The 12536-nt window shown below is 63.2% G+C and carries 9 protein-coding genes; 2 read left to right on the top strand and 7 right to left on the bottom strand.

Annotation, left to right across the window (positions count from 1 at the left end; all coding sequences use genetic code 11):
- Positions 1 to 85 precede the first annotated feature (85 nt).
- Complete coding sequence (locus IB279_RS24760; RefSeq protein ID WP_370689582.1) at positions 86 to 1318, bottom strand: ABC transporter substrate-binding protein; 1233 nt, start codon at positions 1316 to 1318, stop codon at positions 86 to 88.
- Positions 1319 to 1632: 314 nt separating this feature from the next.
- On the opposite strand from IB279_RS24760, the gene IB279_RS24755 reads away from it, so the two are divergent.
- Positions 1633 to 2697, top strand: a complete 1065-nt coding sequence (locus tag IB279_RS24755) for a LacI family transcriptional regulator (RefSeq protein WP_034803036.1) — start codon at positions 1633 to 1635, stop codon at positions 2695 to 2697.
- Positions 2698 to 2796: 99 nt separating this feature from the next.
- On the opposite strand, the gene IB279_RS24750 is transcribed toward IB279_RS24755, so the two are convergent.
- Genes IB279_RS24750 through IB279_RS24730 form a run of 5 tightly spaced genes read right to left on the bottom strand, consistent with a single transcriptional unit; the run spans position 2797 to position 8739 of the window.
- Positions 2797 to 4305: an aldehyde dehydrogenase family protein gene (locus IB279_RS24750; RefSeq protein ID WP_060521498.1), complete on the bottom strand. Its 1509-nt coding sequence runs from the start codon at positions 4303 to 4305 to the stop codon at positions 2797 to 2799.
- Positions 4305 to 5084 (bottom strand): enoyl-CoA hydratase/isomerase family protein, encoded by a 780-nt coding sequence (locus tag IB279_RS24745; RefSeq protein ID WP_090295199.1) that lies wholly within the window; start codon positions 5082 to 5084, stop codon positions 4305 to 4307. Before IB279_RS24745 ends, IB279_RS24750 begins: the two co-directional genes overlap by 1 nt.
- Positions 5077 to 6696, bottom strand: a complete 1620-nt coding sequence (locus tag IB279_RS24740) for an acyl CoA:acetate/3-ketoacid CoA transferase (RefSeq protein ID WP_112771694.1) — start codon at positions 6694 to 6696, stop codon at positions 5077 to 5079. The genes IB279_RS24745 and IB279_RS24740 overlap by 8 nt, the downstream gene beginning before the upstream one ends.
- A gap of 4 nt (positions 6697 to 6700) precedes the next feature.
- Entirely contained in the window at positions 6701 to 7702 is a 1002-nt protein-coding gene (locus tag IB279_RS24735) for a Gfo/Idh/MocA family protein (protein WP_112771693.1), read from the bottom strand.
- The gene (locus tag IB279_RS24730) at positions 7699 to 8739 is read right to left on the bottom strand and encodes a LacI family DNA-binding transcriptional regulator (protein WP_034803047.1); all 1041 of its coding nucleotides are present in this window, start codon (positions 8737 to 8739) and stop codon (positions 7699 to 7701) included. Before IB279_RS24730 ends, IB279_RS24735 begins: the two co-directional genes overlap by 4 nt.
- A 297-nt stretch (positions 8740 to 9036) precedes the next feature.
- Between IB279_RS24730 and IB279_RS24725 the strand changes: the two genes are divergently transcribed.
- Positions 9037 to 10209, top strand: coding sequence for a dihydrodipicolinate synthase family protein (locus IB279_RS24725; protein WP_192339899.1), 1173 nt, complete (start codon positions 9037 to 9039; stop codon positions 10207 to 10209).
- 86 nt (positions 10210 to 10295) lie between these two features.
- Here the strand turns inward: IB279_RS24725 and IB279_RS24720 are convergent, their stop codons facing one another.
- Positions 10296 to 12461 carry a TonB-dependent receptor domain-containing protein gene (locus IB279_RS24720; protein WP_234824473.1) on the bottom strand — a complete coding sequence of 722 codons (2166 nt, stop codon included), beginning with the start codon at positions 12459 to 12461 and terminating at the stop codon, positions 10296 to 10298.
- Positions 12462 to 12536: the final 75 nt, after the last annotated feature.

Genomic DNA, 12536 nt, shown 5'->3' with positions numbered 1-12536 from the left:
TCCTGTTGGCCACGGCGGTTCGACGGCGCTTGCATGTCGGAATGGGGTGTCCGGGGCGCCTAGAGTGCGCCCCGGAGCGAGCCCGTTACTTCGCGGCCTCGACGGCCGAGACCAGTTCCTTGACGGCCTCTTCGGACGTCAGTTCGCCGTTGAACTCGCGCGTCACGACGTCGTAGATCGCGTTCTTCACGGCAGCCGGGTTGGCATGGCCATGGGCCATGGAGCCGAAGAGCTTGCCGTTGGTGTTGGCTTCTGCCAGGTCCTTGATGCCCTTCTTGCCGCAGGCGTCGAAGTCCGTGTCCGGAACGTCGGTGCGGGCCGGGACCGAGCCCTTGACCACGTTGAAGGCCGACTGGAAGGTCGGGCTTTCGATCGCCGAAGCCATGGCGAGCTGGGCCGGAACCTTGTCGTCGGCAACCTTGAACATCGCGAACTGGTCGGAGTTGAAGGTCACGGACCCTTGCGTACCCGGGAAACGCATGCAGACGAAATCGGTGCCCGGCACCTTCTTGGCCTTCAGGAATTCGCCCTTGGCCCAGTCGCCCATGAACTGCAGGCCGGCCTTGTTCTCTATGACCATGGCGGAAGCGAGGTTCCAGTCACGGCCCGAGAAGTTGTCGTCGACATAGGAGCGGAGCTTCGTCATGCGGTCGAAGGCTTCCTTCATCTTGTCACCGCCGAGCGCTGCCGGGTCGAGATCGATGAAAGCCTGCTTGTAGAAGTCGGTGCCGAGCGAAAGCACGACGGCGTCGAAGATCGTCGCATCCTGCCAGGGCTGGCCGCCATGGGCGATCGGGGTGATCCCCTGGGCCTTGAAGTTGTCGAGCAGGGCAACCAGTTCGTCCCAGTTGGTCGGCTCCTTGCCGCCAGCCTTGTCGAGGGCGGCCTTGTTGATCCAGACCCAGTTGGTCGAATGCACGTTGACCGGCGCTGCGATCCAGTGGCCGTCATACTTCGAGAATTGCTGCAGGGCGGTCGGGATCACCTTGTCCCAGCCTTCCTTGGAAGCGGTCTCGTCGAGGTTGCCGAGTGCGCCTTCCTTGGCCCAGTCGAGAATGTCGAAGCCGAGCATCTGCACGGCGGTCGGAGCGTTGCCCGCGGTGACGCGAGCGCGCAGAACCGTCATCGCTTCCGTACCGCCACCGCCGGCAACCGGCATGTCGGTCCAAGTGATGCCCTTGCTTTCCAGGTCCTTCTTCAGAACGTCGAGTGCGGCGGCTTCGCCACCGGATGTCCACCAGTGCAGAACTTCCACATTTTCGGCTGCGCGCGCGGCGGTGGCCGCCATCATCAGCGCCACAACGGCCGTCGTCGTCATCAACTTGCGCATCGTTTTCCTCCCGTTTGCAAGTTAACGAGGCGGAACCTCCTCCACCCCGGAATTCGCGCCGCTTCAGCCAGCGGCTGGCCATTTAAAACGTTATAAATTCAGCAAGTCAAGCATTCCGCCATTTTGTATTTTAGCACCTTCGGAACCGTTTGAATTTACTGAATTATATAGCTCACATTAGCTATTGCAGTGCAGCACGCCGTGCCGCGATGCGAGATTTAAAACGTTTTCATGATTCGATTGCCTAAGCCCTCGCACCACGATACAAACACCGCTCCCGCCCGCGTTCAGAAAGACTAGCATTGGCCGATCCCTCCAAGCCCGCCCACGCCGAAGACATTGGTTCTGCCGTCAAGCGCGGCAAGCCGACCCTTCGCACGATCGCGGAAATCACCGGCCTTGCGGTCACCACCGTTTCGCGTGCCCTTTCCGATGCGCCGCAGATCTCGCTCGATACCCGCAAGCGAGTGCGCGAGGTCGCAGACGAGATCGGCTATTCGCCCGACCGCGCCGCCCAGCGCCTGAAGACCGGCCGCACCAATGTCATCGGCGTGCTGCTCGACCCGCACGAGGAAATCCTCGGCTACGGCACCTCGATCATGAGCGGCATCGCCAAGGCACTTCAGGGCACGGCCTACCACCTGATCGTCATGCCGAACTTCCTGAACTCGACCAATGTCGAGGCGGTCAACTACATCACCCGCAACGCGATGGCCGATGGCCTGATCTTCTCGCGCACGGAACCGCTCGATCCCCGGGTCCGATTGCTGTCCGATCTCGGCTTTCCCTTCGTCACCCATGGGCGCACGGAGCTTTCCACCCCGCATCCCTATGTCGACTACGACAACTTCACCTTTTCCTACCAGGCGACGAAGCGCCTGATCGCCAAGGGCAGGCGCAAGCCGGCCCTGATCAGTGGCCCCGCCGATTTCACCTTTGCCGGCCATCTTCAGCACGGCTTCATGACCGCCGTGCGCGAGGCGGGCTGCGCCTACGAAATCCTCTCGGGCATCGATCTCGACAGCCCGGCAGGCGCCATCCGCGACCGCGTGCGCCAGCGCTACGCCGAGCCCGATCCACCGGACAGTTTCATGTGCGGCGGCGAAGTCTGCGCGCTCGCAACCATCACCGGCATGAGCGATTGCGGGCTGACGCTCGGACGCGAATACGACATCGTCGCCAAGCAGACCTCGCATCTCCTGAGCGCCATCCAGCCGCAGGTCGAGACGATCTACGAGGACCTGACGGCGACCGGCGAGGACATGGGCCGGGTGCTCCTGCAGAAGATCGGCGGCGAAAGCGACGTCAGCAAGCTGCAGCTGCTGCTCTGTCCGCAGATCCCATCGAGCTTCGGCGCGGCCGGCTGAGCGGGCGAACACGGCACGCAAGGCGGTGTCACGTGACGCTGCCTCCTGCCCCAATGTTCTCCCCATCGTCCGCATGTCCTCTCCTCCCCTGTTTCAGCCTTAGCGCGGCATCCACCAGCCGGTACGCGGCCCCATATGCATGTTGAGCGTCTTGGTCTCGGTGTAATCCTCGACCGAATGCCGGCCGAGTTCGCGGCCGAGGCCGGACTGGCGGTAGCCGCCGAAGGGCAGTTCCGACGCACCATCCATGAAGGTGTTCATCCAGATGGTGCCGGCGCGCACGCGGCGGCCGATCGTCAGGCAGGTGTCGAAGTCGCGGCTCCACACCCCGGCCGAAAGACCATAGTCGATCGCATTGGCGATGCCGATCGCCTCTTCCGTCGTCTCGAAGGTCAGCACCGAGAGAACCGGGCCGAACACTTCTTCGCGCGCCACCGCCATGTCCGGGCGCACGGAAGAAAGGATCGTCGGCGCCATGAACTGGCCCATGCCGAGATCGAGCGCGGTGCCGCCATGGGCAACCGCAGCGCCATCCTTGGAAGCAGCAGAAACATAGCTGGCGATCTTTTCCAGATGCTGCGGCGTGATGATTGCGCCGACCTGGGTTTCCGGATTGAGCGGATCGCCGACCTTCACCTTGGCCGAGAGCTCGGCGATGCGGCGCGTCACCTCGTCGGCGATGTCACGGTGCAGGATCAATCGCGAGCCGGCATTGCAGCATTCGCCGGCATTGAAATAGGCGCCGAAGACGGCGGCATCGATGAATTCGTCGAGATTGGCGTCGGGGAAAACGATCTGCGGGTTCTTGCCGCCGAGTTCCAGCGAGACCTTCTTCAGCGTCTGGGCAGCATTGGCCATGGTCAGGCGGCCGACGCCGGTCGAGCCGGTGAAGGACACCATGTCGACATCCGGATGCGTCGTCATTGGCGCGCCGACCTCCGGCCCCGTGCCGGTGATGATGTTGACCACGCCGGCGGGAACGCCGGCGGCTTCGAGGATTTCACCGAGCAGCAGCGTCGAGGCCGAGGTCAGCTCGGACGGCTTGACGACAGTGGTGCAGCCAGCGGCCAGCGCAAAGGGCAGCTTCTGGCTGACGATCAGGAACGGGAAATTCCAGGGCGTGATGATCGAGACGACACCGATCGCCTCGCGCAGCACGACGCCAAGTGTACCGTCACCGAGCGTGTTGTAGCTTTCGCCATGCAGATCGCGGGCGAGAGCCGCGGCGTAGCGCCAGATATCGGCGGCACCGCCGAGTTCGCCCTTGGCTTGGCTGATCGGCTTGCCGGATTCGATCGCATCGAGATAGGCAAGCTCATCGGCGCGCTCGGCAATGATATCGGCTGCGCGCAAAAGCACCAGCGAACGCTGCGAAGCGGTCATGCGCGGCCAGGTGCCCTCGTCGAAGGCACGGCGTGCGGCAGCAATCGCTTTTTCGGCGTCGGCCTTGGTGCCCGCCTGATAGCGGCTGACGACGACGCCGTGGCCCGGCGCCACGCGCTCGATCGTACGGCCCTCGGCGCTGTCCACCCATTTGCCGTCGATCAGCATCTGGAAGGCGCGAACCTTTTGGCCGTCGATCGGCTTGGGTTTCACGAGCACGGTCATTACCATTCTCCCTTGAATTGGGCTTCACGCTTTTCGGAGAAGGCAACGACACCTTCCTTGAGGTCGCCGGTCTTGGCGACAAGGATCGAGCCGAGCGCTTCGACTGCGGATCCGTTGTCTTCGCCATTCGCCGAAGCGAGCATCAGTTTCGAAATCTCGAGCGCCGCAGGCCCGCGCTTGGCGACACGCGCCGCATAATCGCGGGCAGCTGAAAGCACCGTGCCGGTCTCGACGACGGCATCGACCAGACCTTCGCGCAGAGCAGCCTCGGCGGTGAACATCTCGCCGCCCAGCACCATGCGCCTGACGATCTGGGCGCCAAAGCGAGAGACGAGGCGCTGCGTGCCCGACCAGCCGGGCACCATGCCGAGGCTCGTCTCCGGCAGCCCGATCTTGATCTGCGCTTCGGCCAGCCGGATATCGGCGGCCGCCGCCAGTTCCAGCCCACCGCCAAGCGCATGGCCGTTAAGAGCGGCGATGACGGGCATGCGCAGCGTCGCCAGCCGCTCGAACACGCGGTGGCCGAACCGTACCCAGTCATGCCCGAAGGCAGGCGCATCCATACCGCCCCAGGCTTTGATGTCACCGCCGGCCGAAAATGCCTTGCCCTCGCCGGTGAGGATGACGACACGCACATTGCGGTCGGCTTCAATCTCGTCGCAAGCCGATGCCAACGCCTTCAGCATGTCGATATCGAAGGCATTGAGCTTGTCCGGACGGGCAACCGTCATGGTCGCGATCGGTCCATCAACCTCGATGCGGATACGGCCTTCAGCCACGGTCGCCTCCCTGAAGCCGGCGCGCCGGCTTCTTCGGCAGTTCAAGACCAAGCAATGCATCCTGGAACAGACCCGCATCCATGGTCTTCAGTCTGTCGGAAACGATCAGTGGGAATTCCGACTGGTCGAGAATATGCGCCTGCAGGTCGACTCCCGGCGCGATCTCGGTCAGCATCACGCCCTCGGGCGTCAGCTTCATCACGCAGCGCTCGGTGATATAGGTGATGTCCTGGCCCTGCTCGATGCCGCGACGGCCTGAGAAGGTGACGTGTTCGACCTCGTTGACCAGCTTCTTCAGCTTGCCTTCCTTTTCGATCACCAGTTTGCCGTCGGCGACCGCGAGCTTGGCGCCGGCATTGAACATGCCGGAGAAGACGATCTTCTTCGCCCGTGCCGTTATGTCGACGAAACCGCCGGCGCCGGCCGTCACATGCGGGCGGAAAGAGAGTTTCGACACGTTGACCGAGCCGTTGCGATCGATCTCAAGGAAGGAGAGCAGCGAGGCATCGAAGCCGGCGCCCTGGAAATAAGTGAACTGATAGGGCGAGGGCATGAAGGCATCGGCATTGGAGGCGCAGCCGAAGGCGAAGTCGAGCAGCGGCACACCGCCGACAGCGCCCTGCTCGATCACCCAGGTGACCGCACCGTGCAGCCCCTCTTCGAGCAGGATGCGCGGCACATTGGCCGAAATGCCGAAGCCGAGATTGACGGCGCTGCCGGCTTCAAGCTCCTGCGCCACGCGGCGGGCGATCACCTTCTGGATATTGAATTCCGGCACCCGGAAACTGTCGAGCGGCCGGAAGATCTCGCCGGAAATCGCCGGATCGTAGAGCGTCTGGGTCGTCTGCTTCTGATCGGGATCGACGATGACATAATCCACCAGCACGCCCGGCACGCGCACGTCGTGGGGTTTCAGTGAGCCTTCCTTGGTGATGCGCTTGACCTGGGCAATGACGATGCCGCCATTGTTGCGGGCAGCGAGCGCCTGGTCGAGACCACCGAGATAGGCGCCCTCGTGCTCGTAGGTGAGATTGCCGCGCTCGTCCGCCGTCGTCGCGCGGATGATCGCCACTTGCGGCGCGATCGCCTTGAAATAGAGCCAGTCCTCGCCTTCGAACGAGACCTTCTTAACCACGGGCTCAGCCGCGGCCGAAGCATTCATGGCGCAGCCTTCGCGCGACGGATCGACGAAGGTGTCGAGGCCGATCTTGGTCATCACGCCCGGGCGCTTGGCCGCCGCCTCGCGGTGCATGTCGAAGAGGATGCCGGAGGGCACGTTGTAGGCTGCCACTTCGTCAGCGCCGATCATCTGCCAGATCAACGGCGGTTCCGCACTCGACGGACCCGAGGGATAGGAGCCGCCGATGATCTTCTTCAGCAGACCCTTCTTGGCGATATAGTCGACGCCCTTGATGCCGCTCATGTCGCCGGCGGCAATCGGATGCAGCGTCGTCAGGTCGCGTGGGTGGCCGGTCGTCTCGAACCGCTCGCCGATCGCCTTGAGCATCAGATCCGGGCAGCCGAGTCCGCTGGACGAGGAGACCGAAACCACCGCGCCATCCGGGATCAGGGCAGCCGCTTCGGCCGGCGAGATGTGCTTGTTCATCGACATGAGTTCAAAGTCCCGTTTCGATCGCCACGGCCTGGCCGGTGGCCGCCGCCTTGACGACGGCAAGGCCCGTTGCCAGCGACCAGACGCCATCCTCGCCCGTCGCAGATGGACGGCCGTTGCCTTGGGCAGCGGCATGGAAAGCGGAAAGCGCTGTTTCGTAGAGATTGCGGTGGTCGAGCGTCAGCTCGCTCTCGCCATCGGCGTTGCGCAGCGTCACCATGCCGATCGACTTCTGCGTCATCACGTTGCGGCCGATCAGCGATCCTTCGGTGCCATGCACCTCAAGACCGGTCTCTGCGTATTTGGTGGTGAAGGCATCGTGGAACTGAGCGATGACGCCGGAGCGGAAGTGGATGACACCCATGACGCCATCCTCCAGGCCTTCCTTGCCCATGCCGGCACTGTGACTGATGGCAACGGCCTCGATCGGATCGTCGTTGAGGATGAAGCGCAGCGTATCGGCGTCATGCACGGTGATGTCGAGAATGACGCCGCCGCCGGCGTCCGGCCTCTCCAGTCGCCAGCCCTGGAGATGCGGCGGCAGATAGACGGCGTGGAAGACGCGGGCTGCAATCGGTCGGCCGATCCTGCCCTCGGCGATCGCATCGCGCATTGCGCGGTGGCTGGCGGCATTGCGCAGGTGGTGGTTGGTAGCAAGAACGACACCCGCTTCCTGCGCTGCGCTCACCATGTCACGCGCATCCTCCAGCGTCATCGCCAGCGGCTTCTCGCAGAGCACATGCTTGCCGGCAGCGATCGCCGCCAGCGTCTGCTCGCGATGGAGTTCGTTGGTGGTGGAGACATAGACGGCATCGACATCGGGATCGCCGACGAGTTCGGCAACAGTGGCCACCGACTTGGCGATGCCGTTCTCCTCGGCGTAAGCCGCGCCGCGCTCCGCGCTCGTGCTCATGACGGAGACGACCTCGCCTCCGGCGGCGCGGATTGCGCCGATCACCCATTCGCGCGCAATCGTGCTTGCGCCGATCAGACCCCACCGTGTCATGCCAGTGCCTCCCTTTTTCTCTCGACTGCTGCGCCGCAGCTCTGGCGAACGACGAGACGAACCGAACCGACGATGGCTTCCGGCTCCGCCTTACCGGCCTTGATCTGCTTCAACAGCAGCTCGGCCGCCCGTTGGCCCATGCCTTGCGGATCGACGGACACCGTCGTCAGCGCCGGAACTGCTGTCTTCGCCTCGATCACGTCGTCGAAACCGATAACGGCGAAATCGGCACCCGGCTCAAGCCGCCGGGCCCTCAGGCCATCGCAGACGCCGAAAGCGACCGCATCATTGAAGCAGAGTGCGGCCGTCGGCCGGTCGGCGAGCATCATCGCCTGCTCCACCGCCGTCACCCCGCCGGCACGCGACGGCGCCGAACCGATGATCAGCGATTCCGAAACCGGCATGCCGGCCTCGACGAGCGCATCGCGGTAGCCGCGCATGCGCGCCTCGAAGACGGCGGTGTCGGAAAAACCGCCGAGGAAGGCGATGCGCTGGTGACCACGTTCGATCAGATGACGCACCGCGGCCACGGCACCAGCGTGGTTGTCGGAGATCAGCGAAGAGACATTTGCACCGGCAATGTCGCGGACGACGAGCACGACGGGAATGCCGCTCTCGACCAAAGGCGCAAGATCGGCCGCTTCGGTGCCACGCGCCGGCGAAATGATCAGGCCGGAAACGCCATGCTCGCGCATCGACGCGACCACTTCGCGCTGGCGCTCGATCTTTTCGCCGGTATTGGCAAGAAACTGCACGAAGCCTGCCGATTGCACGACCGCATCGACGCCGACGGCGAGTTCCGCAAAGAAGCTGTTGGTGAGATCGTTGACGACGATGCCGATGATCTTGGACTTCGATTGCCGAAGATTGGCAGCGCCGCGATTATAGACATAGCCGAGATCGCGGATGGCGGCATTCACCTTGGCGCGCGTCGCCTCATTGACGAGCGAGCTACCCTGAAGAACGAGCGACACGGTCGACTTCGACACGCCGGCAGCGTGCGCAATATCGATGACCGTTACCCTCTCCTTGACCACAGCATCCTCCCGAATTCTTCTGCCTGCTTTCTTCTTTCATAATTGGAACGTTCCAATTTCGTCAAGAGTTGGTTGATCACTTTTTTCCCGTCCAGCCGCGCTCGGTCTAGACAAAAGGCACCTTGAGAAGCGTCGCGATCTGCGGTTTGACGGATTATTTAATTGAATTTCAATGATATTATTGAAGATCCGCAATCGCCTGGAGGAGGATCGCCTCGCCTGAAAAACATTGCCGCTTGCCATTTGGAACGATCCAAAGTATTCCAAGACAAACGTCCGCGGAGGAGACCAACCCCAATGACAAGCCTGACGCTGCCGCGCCAAGACGGCTCGCTTGAACAGTATCGCCTGACCGGAACGCCGATCGAACGGCCCAACACGCCGCCGACCTTCAACCGCATCGCCTATGCGGCCGCCCATGTGGTCTCGGATCCGCTCAAGGATCTCGATCCCTGGGGCAACCCGGCGATCGACTGGGACGCGACGATGGCGTTTCGCCATCACCTCTGGAGCCTGGGTTTCAAAATCGCCGAGGCGATGGACACCGCCCAACGCGGCATGGGTCTTGCCTGGCCGGGCGCGCAGGAGTTGATCCGCCGCTCGCTCAGCGATGCGCGGCAGGCTCCGGGCGCCGATCTTGCCTGTGGCGCCGGCACCGACCAACTTGCGCCCACCGATGCGCGCGCGCTTGACGATGTGATTGCCGCCTATGAGGAACAGGTCGGCTTCGTCGAAGGCGAGGGGGGCAGGGCGATCATGATGGCAAGCCGGGCGCTCGCCCGCGTCGCGCAATCGGCCGACGACTATCGCTTCGTCTATGGCCGCATCCTCGGCCAGACCAGGCACAAGGTGGTGTTGCATTGGCTCGGCGACATGTTCGATCCGCAACTTCGGGGCTATTGGGGTTCGGAGAATTTCGACCAGGCGCTCGATACGGTGCTCTCGATCATCGAAGCCAACCGCGACAAGGTCGAAGGCATCAAGATTTCGCTGCTCGAAAACGCCAAGGAAGTGGCACTGCGCAATCGCCTGCCCGAAGGCGTGCTCTGCTTTACCGGCGACGACTTCAACTATGCCGAACTGATCGAGGGCGACGGCACGAAGTACAGCCACGCGCTGCTCGGCATCTTCGATGCGGTGGCGCCCTCCGCCTCCAAGGCACTCGCGGCGCTGGCGAAGGACGATCTCGCCACCTTCCGCGGCGTTATCGAGCCGACCGTGCCCTTGTCCCGCAAGATCTTCGAGGCGCCGACACAGTATTACAAGGCCGGAGTCGTGCTCCTCGCCTGGCTGAACGGCCACCAGCGCCACTTCACCATGCCCGCCGGCATGCAGTCCGCCCGCGGGGTGCTGCACTACGCCGATATCTTCCGCCTCGCCGACCGCGCCAATGTGCTCGACCGGCCGGAACTGGCGCTCCAGAGAATGAAAAGCCTGCTATCGACCCTCGGCGTGGACCAAAGCGCCTGAGAAAGAGCGGCGCTTGAGAAATGACAGACGGCGCCTTCCGGGCGCCGTCTGTTCGATCGGGAGCCGGGCGGGGACCGGCCGGATGATCAGAATGTTGCCGTCAGGCTCATCCAGAAGCGGCGGCCTTCCATGACCGTGTTGAAATCGGTCTGCTCGACTTCCTTGTCGAAGAGATTGTAGACCGCGGCGTTCAGCGTCAGGCCCTCGCCGACATCATATTTCGTGCCGATATCGACCGTCGTATAGGCGTCGTACTTGCGGCCCTGCTGGCCGTTGATCGTCACCGGCTTGCCGTTGGTGCCGATGCGCGGGCCGGCGGCGATCTCTTCGCCGTGATAGTTGACGGAAGCCCAGGCTTCTAGCCCTTCGACCGGCGTGTACCAATCAGCCCTGAGATTGGCCATGTGTTCCGGCGTGCGCGCCAGCGGGAAGCCGGCAAAGGTGCCGGTCTTCTGTTCGGACTGCGTGTAGGTGTAGCTCGCGCGAAGTGTCAGATCCGGCGTCGCATTCCAGGTCGCGGTCAGCTCGACGCCCTGAATGATCGCGTCGTCGATATTGTAGTTGTACCAGAGGCGGTAGTTCGGGTCCTCGCTCCAGCGCACCGGATTGCCGGCCGAATCCAGCACCATCGAGTTGGAGATCTTGTCCCGGAAATCCGTATAGAAATAGGCACCACCGAGAATGACGTCGCCATTGTCCCAAACCGCGCCGATTTCATAGCTCGTGCTCGATTCGGCCTTCAGGTTCGGGTCGGCGATGATCACGCCGCAGGTGCCGGTCGGACCATAGGAGCAACCGCCACCGCCGGTCGTATAGGCATAACCCGGCGCGATGCTGCGGATATCGGGCGCACGGAAGCCGGTGGAAATGCCGCCCTTTACCGTCAGCATGTCGGTCGCGTTCCAGACGCCGTAGATGCGCGGGCTCAAGTGGTAGCCATATTCCTCATGATGATCGAGACGCAGGCCCGTGGTCAGCGCGAAGTCATCGACCATGCGCCATTCGTCTTCGGCAAACAGCGCCCATTGCGTCGCCGAGAAGGTCTCGTTCAAGCCCGTGCGTCGACCCGGGTTCTGGTCGGAAAGCCGCGCCTCGAAATATTGCCCGCCAGTCACCAGCGTGTGGCTGCCGCCGAGATCGAAGGGAGTGGTGAACTTGCCGTCGATGACGGTGTTGCGCACCTCGGGCGCGCGCGGCTGCTTGACGAAGCGACCGTCTGCCTGGCTGTAGTTGTAGGTCCGGCGCTCCGCCCATTCCTGCAGGATGGAGAAGTCAGACGTCGTCGGTCCCCAGCGCCCCGTATGGGAGAACGACCAGTGATCGCGGTCGTTGTCGTTGTAGGTGCTGACCGCGCGCGGTCCAGGCTCGATCGTCTTGCCGACATTGGCATCGCGGCGAAGCCGTGCGGTCCCGCCTTCGAGGAAGAAGTCATGATCCTCGTTCGGCGTATAGGAAAGCCGCGCCGTCAGATCGTGTTCCTTCGAACCGGTGATGCCGGAAAGGAACCTGTCCTCACTGCGCTTCAGGCCGCGGCCCCAGATCTGTACGCCGAGCGTGTCTTTCAGGATCGGCCCGCTGGTATAGAACGACATTTGGCCCGAATTGCCGAACTGCTTGTGCTGCTGCATCGTGCCGTCGGTGGTGAACGAGCCGGTCCAGCTGTCGGCGACCTTGCGGGTGATGATGTTGATGACCCCACCCATGGCATCGGAACCGTAGAGCGACGACATCGGCCCACGGACGATCTCGATACGCTCGATGGCGGCGGCCGGCGGAATGAAGCTCTGCTCGAAACCGGAGTTGCCATTGGTGCGCGCGTCACGCGTGCTCTGGCGCTTTCCGTCGACAAGAATCAGCGTGTAGGAGCCGGGCAGGCCGCGGATGAAGATGTCGCGCTCGTTGGCGACACCTGTCACCGCAACCCCTTGCGCGTCGCGAAGCGCATCGGTGAGATCGCGGAACGACCGCTTTTGCAGGTCTTCGCCCGAGATCACCGTGATGCTCGCCGGCGCATCCTTGACGTTTTGCTCGAACCCGGTCGCCGTCACCACAATCTGCTCGAGTTCGGTCGCCTTCTCCTTCTCCTTTTCCTTGGCCTTCTGTGCCAAGGCTTCCGTCGGCACCGTCAGCGCCGTGCCGGCGAGGCAGGCGCAGACGAAACGACGTGACCATCCGGCCGAGCCGCACCGGTTCCAGCGGTCCCCTTGCCGCTGCCCCTCGGTTTCGGTCTCAGGCCCCATCCGCTTCATCATCTTCGCCCCGCATATATCTTGAGTAATGAACTCCACTTAGTTATTGGCGAGGGAGACGGTCAACGACGCTGTTTT

It is taken from the genome of Ensifer sp. ENS06 (assembly GCF_014852205.1).
Taxonomy (GTDB): domain Bacteria; phylum Pseudomonadota; class Alphaproteobacteria; order Rhizobiales; family Rhizobiaceae; genus Ensifer; species Ensifer adhaerens.
Note: the sequence above shows the minus strand (reverse complement) of the source record. Positions and strands in the feature narration are given on the sequence as shown.